14 protein-coding genes are annotated in these 15,629 nt (G+C 40.8%); 7 read left to right on the top strand and 7 right to left on the bottom strand.

Features of this window, described 5'->3' with window-relative positions:
- The first annotated feature begins 62 nt into the window (after window positions 1-62).
- Window positions 63-2,243, top strand: a complete 2,181-nt coding sequence (locus KDU71_RS17270) for a B12-binding domain-containing radical SAM protein (protein WP_212192349.1) — start codon at window positions 63-65, stop codon at window positions 2,241-2,243.
- A 3-nt stretch (window positions 2,244-2,246) separates the two neighbouring features.
- Here the strand turns inward: KDU71_RS17270 and KDU71_RS17265 are convergent, their stop codons facing one another.
- Window positions 2,247-2,984 (bottom strand): acyl-[acyl-carrier-protein] thioesterase, encoded by a 738-nt coding sequence (locus tag KDU71_RS17265; protein WP_212192348.1) that lies wholly within the window; start codon window positions 2,982-2,984, stop codon window positions 2,247-2,249.
- 245 nt (window positions 2,985-3,229) lie between these two features.
- Here KDU71_RS17265 and KDU71_RS17260 point away from each other — a divergent pair, with 245 nt between their 5' ends.
- Window positions 3,230-4,900, top strand: coding sequence for an alpha-amylase family glycosyl hydrolase (locus tag KDU71_RS17260; protein WP_212192347.1), 1,671 nt, complete (start codon window positions 3,230-3,232; stop codon window positions 4,898-4,900).
- Window positions 4,901-4,966: 66 nt separating this feature from the next.
- Here the strand turns inward: KDU71_RS17260 and KDU71_RS17255 are convergent, their stop codons facing one another.
- Window positions 4,967-5,488 carry a DUF4251 domain-containing protein gene (locus KDU71_RS17255; RefSeq protein ID WP_212192346.1) on the bottom strand — a complete coding sequence of 174 codons (522 nt, stop codon included), beginning with the start codon at window positions 5,486-5,488 and terminating at the stop codon, window positions 4,967-4,969.
- A gap of 141 nt (window positions 5,489-5,629) precedes the next feature.
- Here KDU71_RS17255 and KDU71_RS17250 point away from each other — a divergent pair, with 141 nt between their 5' ends.
- On the top strand, window positions 5,630-5,827 hold the full coding sequence (locus KDU71_RS17250) for a hypothetical protein (RefSeq protein ID WP_212192345.1): 198 nt from the start codon (window positions 5,630-5,632) through the stop codon (window positions 5,825-5,827).
- Window positions 5,828-5,838: 11 nt separating this feature from the next.
- Window positions 5,839-6,384, top strand: coding sequence for a hypothetical protein (locus KDU71_RS17245; protein WP_212192344.1), 546 nt, complete (start codon window positions 5,839-5,841; stop codon window positions 6,382-6,384).
- Between the two features lie 40 nt (window positions 6,385-6,424).
- Here KDU71_RS17245 and KDU71_RS17240 read toward each other — a convergent pair whose 3' ends face one another.
- Window positions 6,425-7,120: a YdcF family protein gene (locus tag KDU71_RS17240; RefSeq protein WP_212192343.1), complete on the bottom strand. Its 696-nt coding sequence runs from the start codon at window positions 7,118-7,120 to the stop codon at window positions 6,425-6,427.
- 159 nt (window positions 7,121-7,279) lie between these two features.
- Between KDU71_RS17240 and KDU71_RS17235 the strand changes: the two genes are divergently transcribed.
- Window positions 7,280-7,813, top strand: a complete 534-nt coding sequence (locus tag KDU71_RS17235; RefSeq protein WP_212192342.1) for a nitroreductase family protein — start codon at window positions 7,280-7,282, stop codon at window positions 7,811-7,813.
- A 58-nt stretch (window positions 7,814-7,871) separates the two neighbouring features.
- On the opposite strand, the gene KDU71_RS17230 is transcribed toward KDU71_RS17235, so the two are convergent.
- Together KDU71_RS17230 and KDU71_RS17225 are read right to left on the bottom strand one after the other, a co-directional pair.
- Window positions 7,872-8,846, bottom strand: coding sequence for a DUF6588 family protein (locus KDU71_RS17230; protein ID WP_212192341.1), 975 nt, complete (start codon window positions 8,844-8,846; stop codon window positions 7,872-7,874).
- A gap of 27 nt (window positions 8,847-8,873) precedes the next feature.
- Window positions 8,874-9,989: a hypothetical protein gene (locus tag KDU71_RS17225; protein WP_212192340.1), complete on the bottom strand. Its 1,116-nt coding sequence runs from the start codon at window positions 9,987-9,989 to the stop codon at window positions 8,874-8,876.
- 218 nt (window positions 9,990-10,207) lie between these two features.
- Between KDU71_RS17225 and KDU71_RS17220 the strand changes: the two genes are divergently transcribed.
- Window positions 10,208-12,244: a M3 family metallopeptidase gene (locus KDU71_RS17220; protein WP_212192339.1), complete on the top strand. Its 2,037-nt coding sequence runs from the start codon at window positions 10,208-10,210 to the stop codon at window positions 12,242-12,244.
- Between the two features lie 38 nt (window positions 12,245-12,282).
- Here the strand turns inward: KDU71_RS17220 and KDU71_RS17215 are convergent, their stop codons facing one another.
- Entirely contained in the window at window positions 12,283-13,689 is a 1,407-nt protein-coding gene (locus tag KDU71_RS17215; RefSeq protein WP_212192338.1) for an adenylate/guanylate cyclase domain-containing protein, read from the bottom strand.
- A gap of 182 nt (window positions 13,690-13,871) precedes the next feature.
- On the opposite strand from KDU71_RS17215, the gene KDU71_RS17210 reads away from it, so the two are divergent.
- Window positions 13,872-14,690 (top strand): SMP-30/gluconolactonase/LRE family protein, encoded by an 819-nt coding sequence (locus KDU71_RS17210; RefSeq protein WP_212192337.1) that lies wholly within the window; start codon window positions 13,872-13,874, stop codon window positions 14,688-14,690.
- On the opposite strand, the gene miaA is transcribed toward KDU71_RS17210, so the two are convergent.
- Window positions 14,687-15,616, bottom strand: coding sequence for a tRNA (adenosine(37)-N6)-dimethylallyltransferase MiaA (miaA, locus tag KDU71_RS17205; protein ID WP_212192336.1), 930 nt, complete (start codon window positions 15,614-15,616; stop codon window positions 14,687-14,689). The genes KDU71_RS17210 and miaA overlap by 4 nt on opposite strands.
- Window positions 15,617-15,629 lie beyond the last annotated feature (13 nt).

The raw sequence follows: 15,629 nt of genomic DNA, 5'->3' as shown, positions 1-15,629 counted from the left end.
CTGAAAATCCACAACATACTTCAACTCTCATCAGCTAAAGCAATAAGATAATTCAGCAAACAATGGTTCTATTAATTACACCTCCTTTTACTCAGTTAAATACACCATATCCTGCTACTGCCTATCTAAAAGGATACCTAAATACTCTAGATGTTCCTTCTGCTCAAGTTGATCTGGGAATTAGGGTGATTAATCGAATTTTCTCTGAAAAAGGACTGAGCGAGCTGTTTGCCTGCGTTGACGACAATCATATGCAAACAGAAAATGCCGTCAGAATATTTCAGTTACGACATGAATATGTGTATGCTATTACCAGGGTAATGGCATTTCTTAAACACCCTACATTCATTGAGGCGCAAAACATTTGTCAGGGCACCTTATTACCCGAAGCATCAAGATTTAACCAGTTAGAAGATGAACATACCGCTTTTGGCACAATGGGACTTGTTGATAAGGCCAAGCATTATTGCACCTTGTTTCTTGAAGATTTATCAGATTTTATAGTTGAAGCCGTTGATAGCAGGTTTGGTTTTAGCCGTTATGCTGAGCGCCTGGGACGATCAGCATCATCGTTTAATGAATTATACGATCAGCTGCAGCAGCCACGCTCCTTTATCGAAAACATTTTAACCGAAGAGTTGGCTGTTGTCATGGAACAGTACCAGCCACAGCTGGTGTTGATAACAGTTCCCTTCCCAGGCAATTTATTCGGAGCATTAAGAATTGGTCAATGGTTCAAACAGTACCATCCCGATATTAATATTTCTTTGGGAGGTGGCTATGTGAATACCGAATTGCGTGCACTAAAGGACATTAGGCTGTTTGAATTTTGCGACTTTATAACCCTTGATGATGGGGAGAAGCCCGTGCAATGCATCCTCGAATACCTGCAAGGGGTGCGAAAACTCGATCAATTAAAACGCACTTATATCTGTCAGGATAATGCCGTACGCTACTTAAATGGTGCTGCTGAAGGTGATGTTTTACAGAAACACCTTGGCATACCCGATTATTCAGATGTTGAATGGGATAAATATTTTCCGGTTGTTGAAGTAGCCAATCCTATGTTTCGTCTGTGGTCGGATGGGCACTGGCTAAAACTCACACTTGCACACGGTTGCTACTGGGGTAAGTGCACATTCTGTGATGGTTCGCTCGATTATATAAAACGCTATGAGCCCAGTCCTGTTGGTATGGTGGTAGATCGGATGGAAGCCTTAATGGCACAAACAGGTATCCGGGGCTTTCATTTTGTTGATGAGGCAGCACCGCCAGTATTGCTTAAAGAGCTGGCATTAGAAATACTAAAGCGTCAGTTAAAGGTTGTTTGGTGGACGAACATCCGGTTTGAAAAGAGTTTTACCGCCGATTTATGTTTATTGCTAAAACAAAGTGGTTGTATTGCAGTGGCAGGCGGGCTCGAGGTTGCCTCACCCAGGGTACTCAAATTGATAAACAAAGGAGTCACCCTTGAGCAGGTCAGTAATGTGGCTGCCAATTTAACCCATGCAGGCATAATGGTGCATGCCTACCTGATGTATGGTTTCCCCAGTCAAACAGCACAGGAAACAATTGATGCTCTGGAGGTGGTGCGCCAACTGTTTGAAATGGGCATTATTGAATCTGGTTTCTGGCATCAGTTTGCCCTAACCGCACATAGCCCGGTAGGACTTCAGCCGGCAGCTTATGATATTGAAATAACGGGCGGTTTACAAGGCTCATTTGCCAATAATGATCTTGAATTTATTGATAAGCAAGGTGCTATTCACGAAACATTTGGTGATGGACTTAAAAAGGCGTTGTTTAATTATATGCATGGCCTTGGTTTTGATTTTCAACTGGGCGAATGGTTCAACTTTAAGGTACCAAAAACACAATTACCACCTAACTATGTTGCCACAATGATAAATGATGATGTAGTACTGAAGCCAAACAGTCAATTGCTCTGGATAGCTCATGAACCAATTAGCAAAAACATTGTGAAAACAAAAGGTAAGAAAACGGTTGAAATGTCAGAATTAACATTGCTAAGCGCTAAAACGCATATTACGATCAATGTTAAGGCTAAGCTTGGGCAATGGCTATGTCAATGCCTGAGCGAAATGGCAGTAACAGCCGAAAAGCGTATTACTTTTAGCGATTTCCAGAATAAATACGAGACAGCCTCATTGGGTGATTTCAACAAGTTTATCAATAGCTATACCTTTTTGCAGCTTCGTGAGGCAGGCTTAATAATACTATAAATCTCAGAATATGATTTTCCCTCTGAAGGCAACTTTGTCCTGTTCCATATTAAACCCTTCAAAATGATGAGTGGGGTCCTGGGCATCGTGCATCACCCCTAATTGTTCACCTTGCATGGTTTCTTTCATATAGTTAATTGAAAGAAATGACGGATAATTGACCGTATGAAAAGAACTGAAAAAGCAGTCCATCATCCAGTCGACATAGCGCGTTGAGGTAACATGCTTATTGAGGTCAATATCAAAATAGCTGGGCACAACTTCTCTTTCATAGCCCTTATTGATGGTCGAACCAAGCTTTTCAGGTGAGTATTCCAGACTATGTACATCCTTTAATCGTGTAAAAAGCTCCATTTTCTCTTTATTGAAGTTGCCCGGACGTTTAGAGACAAGATCGATGGCCAACCAGGCCGAACTGGCTTTGGCAATGACCTGCTTTTGAGCGTCACGCACAATAAAATCGCGTATATAGAAAATACGTTCGATGTCTTTTGGCCACGTTTCTACCTCTATCGTTTCATTCCATTTTATCGGGCGATAAATCTCCACCGTTAAACGATTAAGCACCCAGAATAAATGTTCTTTCTTTAGTTCGGAGAAACCAAATCCAAGCAACTCTGCAGAATCAATCGCCGACTGTATCAAATAATTAACCAAAGCACTTAGCTTTAGTCTGGCATGCATATCTGTATCGGCAGATGTTACTCTGTACCTGGTTCTAAGTTGAAGCGTTTCGTTCATTATTGTAAGGTTATGAGCTTGCCAAAAGTAAGTAATTTAACTAAAAATGGGGGCTGTTGACATAGGACATTCTGCTTTTGCAAACCTTTTCGGAAATCTCTGTGGAGAAAAAACAAAGAAGCAAAACAACCGTAACACTCACGCCTTGTGCAAAATAGAACCATCTATCCAATAAAGCTTAAGCCATAATCAAGCATGTATCAGGAGGCTTTCTTAATTTTACATACAAACTAAATTCAAAGCATATGAAAAGCATTTTCTTCTTTGCATTACTACTGACTTTGGGTATGGTGTCGTGTGTTACAAAAGAAACAAGCACCAAAGAAACCAAAGCCGATGTCCCGTTTATGTGGGAGAACGCCAACGTGTATTTCCTATTGACCGATCGTTTCAACAATGGCGATACCAATAATGATGTCAACTTTAACCGGACTAAAGAAACCGGTGTGCTACGAGGTTTTATGGGCGGCGATATAAAAGGCATCACCAAAAAAATTAATGACGGATATTTCACCAAATTGGGTATCAATGCTATTTGGTTCAGCCCTGTGGTTGAACAAATTCATGGTTCGGTGGATGAAGGAACCGGTGAAACTTATGGGTTTCATGGGTATTGGGCGAAGGACTGGACAGCTTTAGAACCTAATTTTGGGACTGAAGCGGAATTAGCTGAGTTGGTACAAACAGCCCACAAGCATGGCATTCGCATTGTGCTTGATGTGGTGATTAATCACACGGGGCCGGTGACCGCAAAGGACCCGCTATGGGGAGATGAGTGGGTGCGTACTTCACCGCAATGTCGCTACCAGGATTACGAATCAACAGTGACATGTACCTTGGTGGAAAACCTACCCGATATCAGGACTGAAAGCACACAGGAAGTGGAGTTGCCCAAAGCTTTGATGGATAAATGGGCCGATGAAGGACGTCTGGAAAAAGAGATGAATGAGTTGAATGATTTCTTTAGCACCACAGGCTATCCGCGTACACCACGCTATTACATCATCAAATGGCTAACTGATTATATTCGAAAATATGGCATTGATGCGTTTCGCTTGGATACCGTAAAGCATACTGAAGAGGATGTTTGGGCCGATTTATGGCAGGAAGCCACTAAAGCATTTGCCGAATGGAAAGCTGCCAACCCTGATTTAGTGATGGATGATAATGACTTTTTTATGGTGGGTGAAGTATATAACTATGGTGTGTCGGGTGGTCGCTGGTTTGATTTTGGCGATCGCAAGGTCGACTATTTTGCCAATGGGATGCAGAGCCTTATCAACTTTGAGTTTAAATACGATGCCAATAATAGCTACGAAGAGCTCTTTTCGAAGTATAGCCAAGCATTAAATGGGCCACTAAAAGGATTAAGTGTAATGAATTATGCAACCTCTCATGACGATGGCGGACCGTTTGACAAGGAGCGAAAAAGGGTGATTGAAACAGGTACCAAATTGCTGTTATGCCCGGGCTCTTCGCAGGTTTATTATGGCGATGAAACAGGACGTAATCTTCAAATTGAAGGCGCCGTAGGTGATGCTACCCTGCGTTCATTTATGAATTGGGATGAACTCGAAAGTAATCAATCCATCAATGGTGTTGCCACTAAAGATATTCTGCTACATTGGCAGAAGCTGGGGCAGTTTCGTGCGGCACACCCTGCTGTTGGAGCCGGTTTACATCAACAGCTTAGCGCCGAACCATATTATTTTAAAAGGGAATTTGCCAATGAAAGCTACACGGATAAAGTGGTGGTTGGACTTGATTTAGCTGCAGGACATAAAAAAGTGGATGTAAGCGGAGTTTTTAGTAATGGCGATCAACTAATGGACTATTATTCAGGCAACGCGGCAATTGTAAAAAACAATAGCGTGGAAATTGATACCCCATTTGATATTGTGCTGCTAGGTTACTAGTTACCAACTATAATTAAAAATGGACTTACTGTTTCTCTAGTAAGTCCATTTTTAATTTATCTACAATTAGTTTTTCTTGTCTTCTTCAATTTCTGATATTTCGCCATTGTAGCTTATCGGGCTTCGATTGTTGCATGTAACGTTCACCGACGCATTGCCACTGTATCCAATATCCATACTTACCCTGTAATGGTCATCTTTACCTTTAGCTTCAAAGCTATAAGTTATTCGTAGCTTTTTTTCATTTATTTGCACTTGCTCATTTTCAATGGTGGTTTTATCAAATTTAATTCCACCGCCTCCGCCATAAGGCACAGTGAAACCTCTGCCAAAAAAGGGCATATCACCTTCCGTTTCTTCCCCCATTATTTTAATAAACCCATAGTTGGTGGTCAAATCAATGGAACGGCCACCTTGCGGGAAAGCTCTATCGGGTACAAAAATAAATTGTTTGCTATCGACTAACTTTTGAGTCTCTACGAACTGCTCTGCCCTGCGCTCTTTTTTTGTCTTTTTTTGTGACGAAGCTTCTGTTGTTGTCACCAGCAGCATAGATGATAGAAGGAAAATACTAACTATTGCTTTCATAATTCCTAGGATTAATTGTTGTTCAAAATTACAAACCTGTTTGAAGCAATTAATTTTCTGCTTCATTATAATATTAATAAATTTCGTACAATAACGCTAATTGTTATATTTTTGTAATTAGTTTATTTGCAAACAAATAGTATGCCACACAAGAATTACAATACCAAACCACTAAAGTGCTTTGTTTGTGAAAAATCACTTCAGGTTATTGATATAGAGTACAATAACAGAGTAAACCTACCTGTATGTAATACCTGTTCTGGCTCTGCAGCTGAGGTTGATAAAGAGAAAGAGTTACTGGAGGGTTTGGCCGATGGATTTGTGTGTGGCTGCATTTAATACCTGATCCTATGAATAGAATTAAAACTGTTTTTGCACTGGTTATTTTTATCAGTATTAGCATGCTGGCAATGGCCCAGGATTCTGCGGAATCAAAAAAAGTTCCTTTGAAAGATAAACTGTTTACGGGCGGTAGTGTGGGTTTAACGTTTGGCGATTACACCAATGTGATGATTAGCCCGGTTGTTGGTGCCCGTTTAAATCCTAAAGTATATGCAGGCCTGGGCATCGAGTATCAGTATACGAAGGATAAGCGGTATAATCCAGCTTTAACCTATAATCAGTTTGGTGGACGCATTTTTGCCCAATATAATATTGTACCCAATCTGTTTGCCCATGGTGAGTTGGCAGGCTATAGTATGGAACGATACACGACCTTGTCTAAAAAAGAACGAAACTTTGTGCCGTTCATCTATTTTGGTGGCGGCTATCGTCAAATGATTTCAGAACGCAGTTTTGTCTCTGTTCAGGTACTTTTCGATGTATTACAACATAAGTACTCGCCTTATAAAGCCTGGGAGCCCATTTTCAGCATAGGCTTTGGTGTAGGTATTTAATGGCCAGACAAGTTACCTGATTAGTCACCAGAAAGTAGCTTTAAATATAGCCCTTGAGTTTGTAAACCATTATACCCATCCATTCTTTCAACAGTATTGGCCATGATTGCAATGTTTCAAGGGATGGCATAAAATAATCGGCAGGCTTTAATGGCTGATGCTTGCTGTACGCGTTAGTTGCTATCGGATAAACCCTAAAACCTTGTTGCTTAAAACAGCTGGTTGCTCGTTTGACATGAAAAGCCGATGTTATCAGGGTGATGTCTTTATCCATATGCAGGCTATCAAATAATGCTGCCGTATAAAAGGCGTTTTCATGCGTATTTCGCGATTTTGTTTCAAAAAGCATCTTGTCAGATTCAATACCTATTGCCAGCAGATAGTCCTTCAGGTATTCGGCCTCTGGCTTTTCTTTAAAGTATATTTCGGCTGAACCACCGCTGATCACAATTTTCTGGCTTGTGTCTTTTTTATGTATAAGTAAAACTTGCATCAGGCGATCAGTAGCCTCATTAAAATAGATGCGATCTGTTTTGTCGTCGTAACTCGATAAACCTCCTAAAACAGCAACCGGTCGGTTATTCGTTACAGTAACTTCAACGTTCTCTACCGGATATTCCCAGGATGATATAATTGCCTGAAATAGCAATGTATTTGAGAATATGAGAAAGATAATACAAGCACCGGCAAAGAAGTAGGTTCTTCGTTTTTTACGCTTAAAAATAATGCCTGCCAAAACTAATATTAGGCACCAATTAAATGGAACTAATAGGAAAGTTAAGATTTTAGATAGTAAGAAAAACATTTGTTTCTGTTAAAATTTGGAAGTTACACCAGTCCTTTTAATTTTGTTGTAAAGAAATACAAAGTTAGCAACTGAGCAAAATCCTGTTTTATGCATTTTAACCAACTTCTTCGAGAGCGTTATTCGGTGAGAGAATATAAACCGCTCAAGGTGTCCAAAGCACTGCTAATTGAAGTACTTGAAGCTGGCCGAATGGCTCCTTCAGCAGCCAACCGTCAACCCTGGAGCTTTATTTTGGTATCAGACGATGCGAATCTGGAGAAAATTAAAGAATGCTACGACAGGGAATGGTTTAAGGCTGCTCCACAGGTGATTGTTATTTGTGGCAATCATGAAATGGCCTGGAAACGCTCTTTCGATCAAAAAGATCACACGGATGTGGATGCTTCAATAGCCATCGACCATATGACTTTACGCGCCACAGAGCTGGGTTTAGGGACCTGTTGGATTTGCCATTTTGACCCGGAGAAGGTGCGAAAAGTAATGCAATTGCCTGAACATATTGAACCAATTGCACTACTACCCATAGGTTACCCACAGGAAAGTAAAGCTCCCCAAAAGAAACGGAAACCATTTTCGGAAGTTGCTTTTGACGAGGTGTATGGTAAACCTCTTATGAAATAAGGATGTAAAAAAAGCCCTGATGACTATTCATCAGGGCTCTGTATTTGAGCTATTGTTTTTATCTGAAATTAATACCAACACCTCCGGTAATCACTGCATACTCTCCAATGCTGTAGTCACCATGTATTGAGAAAATACCCAATCGAATGCGCATACCAGCATTAAAATCAAAACCGTCAGTTTTGTATTCCAACGCAACAGGGTCTGTTAATTCACCTTCATCACCTGCATTAAAAGTTCCTTTCAAATCGAAGTTACTGGTAGTAGTACCGTAACCAAGTCCTGTATAAAAGGATACAACAGGTACATTAACACCAAGCAATAGGCGCGATGTAAATGCTCCGGCTGAAGTCTCAAGTTTACCTGCACCAACACCAGGTTCATCAACACTCAGGTCAGCGGTAAAGTCTGTATAGGCAGCCAATACTGATGCTTCGAGGAATGGAACGCGCTTGACAAATGGTATATACTCTTTAATTTCATGCTTTACACCAAGCCCCCATAAACCTGCTTTCCCAAAATCGCCATAAGTAGTTTTTGGCATAAAGCGCCCCATGATTTCGGTATGAAAAGGTAAACCAACTGCTGCCTGTATCATCGGACTAACAAAAAAGTCTGCATTGGCACCTTCAACATTTAATACAGTCTCTTTAAACGGGTCATCCTTAAAATGAAAACCCATGCTTTCCTTATCACTACCAGCCATAGTTGGTGCCATACCTGGTGTATTTTGCTCCAGAACTGTTAATGGAAGCTTTTGCGGATCAAAACTTTTTTTACTGTTTGGAGCCGTGGTATAGCTGGCGGTTATTGTAAAATCAAATCCACCAACCTTATGCACTTTAGCTGAATTGTACCAACCACTATTCAGGTTAACGCCCAGCATTTCGCCATATGGCAGCAAGTAGGCCTGCGATAGTGTATTGGCATCCGCTTGTCCTGCCTTCAAAAAATCAATTATCTGTCCCTGACCAAACAGTGCATGTGCGCTTGCAATAAACGCAATAAATAAAATAAACCGAATCTTCTTCATGATGCAATTTGTATAGGTTGTTTTCTATTAGTTTCCGTTGAGTAATGTTTCTGCTTCTTTAACCGAAATACGCTCGTTTTTGTTGTAGGCCACAATAAATCCTTTAATGTTTTCGACTTGCATGTCAGCTTTCGCATTATCCAGGTTTTGGTATCGACCCACAGAATATTTGTACCAATCATTGATATTCATCTCAATCACCTCCTTTTGACCACTGTAAATAGCTTTTAACTGCTCATTGCTGGCTGGTTTTTTATCGGCCATTATCTGTATGGTAAAAAATACATCTGGGTACAACGCTGGTGTTTCTTCTGGCACTTCTGCTTCAATTTGCTCAGCCACAACCATTTCGGCAACCAAGGCCGAATCGGCCGCAAGAGCATCTGTGGAGACCCCTGCTGTTGAAATAACCACAGGAACCGTCAACGGAGCTGGCGGCCCCTCACCTTCAGGCAGATCACTGATTACAGACTGAGCAACGGTTTGCGTCTCAAGAGTGTCAATTGTTGCTATTACTAACTCGTCTACTGGCATTTCTGCTGTAGCAACTGTATCCTGCATAGCCACCTCTTCAACTACCACTAATTCTTCTGCATCAACTGCTACTTCACTTAAATTAATGATGCATTTGCTATGAATATCAATGGCTTTTTTTTGGTTGTCCTGCGCCAACTCAATAAACTCAATCATTTTTTCAGCCGAAGGCTTGTTTTCAGCTTTATTGTAAAGTTTGCGGGCTTTCTTTTCTAATGCTCTAACATCGTCGCGTGCCTGGCTGGCTTGTGAGTTGCCCGATTTGTCATAGTCCCTGATGTGATCGTCTAAGACATCAATATAGCGCTTGTATCCATCCTGGTAATACAATGAAGCTTTGACCTTTATCTCTGCCACCTTCTTGTTACGCTTATTTATCTTGCCAGTTTTAATGCGACCCTCAGCATCTTTAAGCGTATTAATTTCGTCTTCAATCTCCTGGGTTTCCTTAAGCAACGCATCGCCTTTGGCAATTAGCTTTTCTGCCGATTCGATGCGCTTGATTTCTTTACTGCTAAGTATCTTTTTCAGTTCATTATTGTCGGCCTTTACCGAAGAGGAAAATATATATACCAATGTGCAAATGGCAATAAAAACTGGTTTGTTCATCTTAATTAATTGTAAATGAATTTATTTTATAAAGCTTTTGATGTTGATAATAAACTAACATCTGCCTGTTAAGGATTTTTAACGAACGTTATTCAAAAAGGTTTGTTGTTACTTAATGAAATTTAATGCAATTGATGTTTACTTTTGCTGACTGGCTGTGTTAAAGAAATGACCTTAGACAGCCCATTGATTGATAATTAAAAAACTAAAAAGACATAATGGCACAAAATATTTTACAACACCGATTTGACACACTTCATCAAACACCTCCCTTTGAGCAAATTAGTGAAGAAAGCTACCTGCCTTCTTTCAAAGCATTAATTGAAGAAGCAAAAAAGGAAATTGACCGGATTGTTAACGACACGTCTATCCCTGATTTTTACAATACCATTGTGTCACTTGAAAAATCAGGTAGCCAATTGGGCATTGTCAGCCATATCTTCTTTAATCTCAATCATGCCGAGACGAATGAACGTATTCAGGGTATTGCCAGGGAAGTTTCTCCATTATTAACCGAGTATTCCAATGATATATGGCTAAATGCCAGCTTATTCAGAAAAGTGAAGCAGGTGCACGATAGCCAAAACAGGGATGAGCTGAGCCATGAACAAAATCAGTTGCTGGATGAAACTTACAAGGGGTTTGTAAGAAAAGGTGCTTTACTCGAGAGGACCGCTCGCGAACGCTACCGTGAAATCACTACACAACTGTCCAAATTAACCTTGCAGTTTGGCGAAAACCTGCTGGCCGAGACCAATGCTTTTCAGTTGCATATTACCAATGCTGATGAGTTAGCTGGTTTGCCGGATGGTGTTATGGAAGCCGCTTCAGCTCTTGCCAAAGCACAAGGTAAAGACGGCTGGATTTTTACCTTACAGTTTCCCAGCTACATGCCGTTTATGAAATATGCTGAAAACAGGGCTTTGCGCAAGCAGATGTACATGGCGTATTCCAAACGAGGCAATAATGAAAATCAGCATGACAATAAAGATTTAATCAGACAGATAGTCAACCTGAGGGTAGAAAAGGCCCAGTTACTCGGTTATAAGAGTCACGCACATTTCGTATTGGAAGAGCATATGGCCTTGCATCCCGATAAGGTGAATAGCTTTCTAAAGGAATTGCTTGATGCCTCTTTGGATGTGGCTAAACAAGATGTAAAAGATGTAGAGAATTATGCACTCCAGCATGGTTTCGAAGGAACGCTTCAACGATGGGATTATGCATTCTACAGTGAGAAGTTAAAGGCCGTAAAGTATGGCTTGGATGACGAAGCAACAAGACCTTACTTCCAGTTGGAAAAAGTAGAGCAAGGCGTTCTGGGCCTAGCAACCAGGTTGTATGGTATTACATTTAAAGAAAGTAAGGCTATTTCAGTGTATCACAATGAAGTGAAAACCTACGAAGTATTTGATACTGACGGTACTTTTTTAAGTGTTTTCTATGTCGATTATTTTCCAAGAACAACCAAACAGGGAGGTGCCTGGATGACCAGCTTCAGGGATCAGCATCACGATGGTTCAGGCGATGTGCGTCCGCATATTTCCATTGTATGTAACTTCACACGACCAACCGATAAGAAGCCTTCCTTATTAACCTTTAATGAGGTACAAACATTTCTGCATGAATTTGGACACGCCTTGCACGGGATGTTTAGTAAAGTCACCTACGAGAGTCTGGCTGGCACAAATGTTTACCGCGATTTCGTGGAGTTGCCTTCACAGATTATGGAAAACTGGGCAACGCAAAAAGAATGGCTGAAAGATGTAGGCGTGCATTACCAAACAGACGAAGTTATCCCGGACGAACTGATTCAAAAAATTATAGATAGCGAGAACTATCAGAGTGGTTATGCAACAGTGCGTCAATTGAGTTTTGGAATGAATGATATGGCCTGGCATTCGCTAGAGGAGCCTTTTGAGGGTGATGTGATTGAGTTTGAAAAGCAAGCAATGGCGCCTACCGAGCTGTTTCCAACTGTGGAGGGGACGGCTTTTTCAACCGGTTTTGCGCACATCTTTGATGGTGGTTATGCTGCCGGCTATTATGGCTATAAATGGGCCGAAGTGTTGGATGCCGACGCTTTTGAAGCGTTTAAAGAAAATGGCATTTTTGATAAAGATACGGCACAGGCTTTTCGTAGGGAAATACTTGAAAAAGGAGGCACAGCTCATCCTATGTTGCTTTACAAGAACTTCAGAGGCCACGAGCCATCCATTGATCCATTATTAAAACGTTGTGGATTAAAGAAGTAAAAAAAATAAGGGCTGAGAGTTGATCTCAGCCCTTTGTTTTATGCTTTCTCGCTCAGCTGCAGAAGGCTCTCTAAGCGTTCAATCTGACTTTGTTTATTCACCTCTCGCAAGTTACGCGCTGTTTCGGTATGGTATTGATGCTTCCGGATAAAATCAAGCTGCATCTGGTTCCACTCATCAATGGTGCCAATCATATTACGTTCTTTCAGCTCCTGGAAAAGTGTATTTGATACGGGAATAAAATCACTTCTTCCCAGGTAGTCAAGGTCCGAATCACAAATAACCTGTTCTAATATGTCTTTGGGTTCCGGTGGAAATTTAGTAGATAATATCAGTCGACAAACAGTTTCTATCTGATCCTCGGGATAATGGTAATTGCTCAAAATATCACGCGCAATTTTAGCACCGTGCATTTCGTGCTCCTGGTAACCTATCGTATGTCCGCTATCGTGGAAGAGAGCCGCCAGTTTTAGCAATAATATTTCTTCCTCATTAAGCCCTTCGGCCCAGCCAATTAACTCCACCTCGGTTATGACATCAATGGTGTGCTTAATGTTATGATAGTATAGATTTTCAGGCAGTTTTTGCTCCAGGATGTCTAATAAATCTTCCTGGATGTCCATAAACTGAATCAGACTATATTTGGTATTAAATCGGCGATTGGGAACCCTCCCCTCGCTTTCTTTCGAAAGGTCAGGTAATATACCTTTAACTTTAAACATATCAAGAAAACCTTTGTACTTGGCAGGCATCTTGCCATTATCTGTCAGGCTGAAGAATTCTTTGATAAGCTCATAGGTCATTACCGATATGTTGATTTCACCTTCTTTACAGGCCATACCCATGCGCGATGCAATATTTACACTCTCGCCGGTTAAAGTATAGGGTGAGCTCTTTTTGCCGGTTGGTTCACCAAGTACCGGCCCTGTATGGATGCCAATGCTGACTTTCCAGAAAGGCTCTGTGTCACCATTAATAAGGCATGCGTCAGCTGCAGCTTGCATTTCCAATGCAGTATTGACCACGTCAATGGGGTTGGTTCTGTTTTCTTCAAGTACGCCACCTGCAAATAAAAATGTGTCGCCTATTGTTTTAACCTTTAATACCCCGTATTTCTTTGCAATATCATCAAACTGCAGGTATAGCTCATCCAATGCATCAATCAGTTTTTGTGAATGGGCATTACCATTTATCCGATCAAATCCTTTAATGGTGGCATGAAGCACCGAAACCATCCTGAAACGTTTTACCCGTTTTTTGGAAGGTACCTTCAAACGCTCTTCAATCTCCTCATAGGAATATTCCGAAAGTAAATTGAGGTACTTTTCATTTTGCTTCTGAATGATTTCATACCGCCCAACGAGTCCTTGCAATTGATCGTTCAACTCCTTATTTCTATTGGCCAACTTCGTAATTCTCAAGATATAGTCTTCAATGCTTTCCATTGTTTGGGTATTTAGATCGCGTACTAAAATAATGCATTACCATCGGGATAAAAACCCTTTACAGCACGCTATTGAACACACTCATTCGTAAATCGTCTATACACAGTACGTTGAAACCTCGAAAAATGTTATTTATATTTATCATCAGACTAAAAAATTCCATAAACGAATAAAAAATGATTATGAATAAACTTTTAATCGCATTAATCCTCATTCCTAATCTCGCAATCGGCCAAGTTAGCAAGGTGTGGGAAACCAGTGTAGACCTTGAAGTACCAGAGTCAGTAAAATATTATGACAAGGAAAACTGCATTTTCGTTTCTAATGTTTCCGGAAAGCCTTCCGAAATAGATGGAAACGGCTTTATTTCCAAACTATCGGCTGATGGAAAAGTAATTGAATTAAAGTGGGTAGATGAATTAAATGCTCCAAAGGGGATGGCTATAAAAGAAGGGCTGCTTTATGTGTCTGATATTGATTATTTGGTGATTATTGACATTAAAAAGGCAGCGATAGTCAGAAAAATACATCAGCCTCAGGCAAAATTTTTAAATGATGTAACCATTACGCATTCTGGTGATATTCTCATATCTGATTCCAGCACATCTGTTATCTATAAATTGGATGGAGATGAACTTACGGTATGGTTGAAAAATACTGATTGGGGTCGAATCAACGGTCTTTATGCAGAAAAGAAGCATGTGCTATTGGGCACCAATAACAATATTGTCAAGATTGATGTTGCTACAAAACAGACTGAAATATTTCTGGAAACAGGCGGTCAGGCGGATGGCATTGAAGCTGACGGACAAGGCGGCTACTATTATTCCTTCTGGAAAGGTGAATTGTATCGTTATGTTCCCGGAAAAGAACCGGTTCAGCTACTAAATACTACTGAGCAAAATGTACAGTGTGCAGATATTGGTTTTAATCCGCATACCAATGAAATACTGGTTCCTACCTTTTTTGCTAATCAGGTAGTATCCTACAAAGCCCGTTAACCTTTAAGCAGGTCAGTTACGTTGGCTATGCGATCATTCATTGAATCAAAGGCGTCAATCCAGTGTATATTGGCGCCTTTTCGTTCCATGCCTCTGAACCAGGTCATCTGACGTTTGGCAAACTGATGAATGGCCACATTCAGCTTATCAAACATCTGTTTGTAGCTAAGCTGCCCCATTACATGCATAGTCAGGTATTTATATTCTAAACCATAATAAATAAGGTCTTCGGGTTCAACACCGCTGTCCAGCAGTTGCTTTACTTCATCAATCATGCCTTCATCGAGGCGTTTCTTTAAGCGTGAGGTTATTTTCCGGCGTCTTGCTTCGCGGTCAATGTTAACGCCTATTATAAGCGGATTAACATCCGGTAACTCAACCTCTATCTCCGGATTCTCCTTATAGTACTCTTCTATTTCAATGGCGCGAATGGCTCGCTTCACAGTATCTGTATCCGTTTGGTTATGTAATGATTTGTATGTGGATAGTATGCCGCTCAGTTCCTGTAAATTTTTACCTTGCAGGCTGTCTCGTAACTCCTGATTAACCGGCACATTAATCAGTTTGTATTTCTTGAGTACAGATTCGATATACATACCAGTACCACCACACATAATTGGCCAATGCTTATTGGCTTGCACCTGCTCAAAGGCTTTAAAAAAGTCGGCCTGATATTCGAATACATTGTACTTATAGCCTGCATCTACAATGTCGATAAGGTGATGCGGAATGGTGTAGCCATCAATGGTGTAATCCTCAATATCTTTGCCGGTTCCCAAATCCATGCCGCGGTATAATTGTCGCGAGTCGGCACTGATTATTTCTCCATCCAGATATTTAGCTAAATGAGCTGCAAAGGTCGTTTTGCCAGAGGCGGTTGGCCCCAGCACGACGATGAGGTTGTATGGAGAATTAGAGTATACCATGTTAAGTAATTTT

Source organism: Carboxylicivirga sediminis, assembly GCF_018156225.1.
Classification (GTDB): Bacteria; Bacteroidota; Bacteroidia; order Bacteroidales; family Marinilabiliaceae; genus Carboxylicivirga; species Carboxylicivirga sediminis.
This window is presented reverse-complemented; position numbering and strand designations above follow the sequence as displayed.

What these genes read in the sequence shown, in the direction of transcription:
- KDU71_RS17260 (WP_212192347.1), top strand. Translation starts at nt 3,230, where the DNA reads ATGAAAAGCATTTTCTTCTTTGCATTACTACTGACTTTGGGTATGGTG.
- KDU71_RS17220 (WP_212192339.1), top strand. Translation starts at nt 10,208, where the DNA reads ATGGCACAAAATATTTTACAACACCGATTTGACACACTTCATCAAACA.
- KDU71_RS17210 (WP_212192337.1), top strand. Translation starts at nt 13,872, where the DNA reads ATGAATAAACTTTTAATCGCATTAATCCTCATTCCTAATCTCGCAATC.
- KDU71_RS17255 (WP_212192346.1), bottom strand. Translation starts at nt 5,488, where the DNA reads ATGAAAGCAATAGTTAGTATTTTCCTTCTATCATCTATGCTGCTGGTG.
- KDU71_RS17245 (WP_212192344.1), top strand. Translation starts at nt 5,839, where the DNA reads ATGAATAGAATTAAAACTGTTTTTGCACTGGTTATTTTTATCAGTATT.
- KDU71_RS17270 (WP_212192349.1), top strand. Translation starts at nt 63, where the DNA reads ATGGTTCTATTAATTACACCTCCTTTTACTCAGTTAAATACACCATAT.
- KDU71_RS17235 (WP_212192342.1), top strand. Translation starts at nt 7,280, where the DNA reads ATGCATTTTAACCAACTTCTTCGAGAGCGTTATTCGGTGAGAGAATAT.
- KDU71_RS17230 (WP_212192341.1), bottom strand. Translation starts at nt 8,846, where the DNA reads ATGAAGAAGATTCGGTTTATTTTATTTATTGCGTTTATTGCAAGCGCA.
- KDU71_RS17215 (WP_212192338.1), bottom strand. Translation starts at nt 13,689, where the DNA reads ATGGAAAGCATTGAAGACTATATCTTGAGAATTACGAAGTTGGCCAAT.
- KDU71_RS17225 (WP_212192340.1), bottom strand. Translation starts at nt 9,989, where the DNA reads ATGAACAAACCAGTTTTTATTGCCATTTGCACATTGGTATATATATTT.
- KDU71_RS17265 (WP_212192348.1), bottom strand. Translation starts at nt 2,984, where the DNA reads ATGAACGAAACGCTTCAACTTAGAACCAGGTACAGAGTAACATCTGCC.
- miaA (WP_212192336.1), bottom strand. Translation starts at nt 15,616, where the DNA reads ATGGTATACTCTAATTCTCCATACAACCTCATCGTCGTGCTGGGGCCA.
- KDU71_RS17250 (WP_212192345.1), top strand. Translation starts at nt 5,630, where the DNA reads ATGCCACACAAGAATTACAATACCAAACCACTAAAGTGCTTTGTTTGT.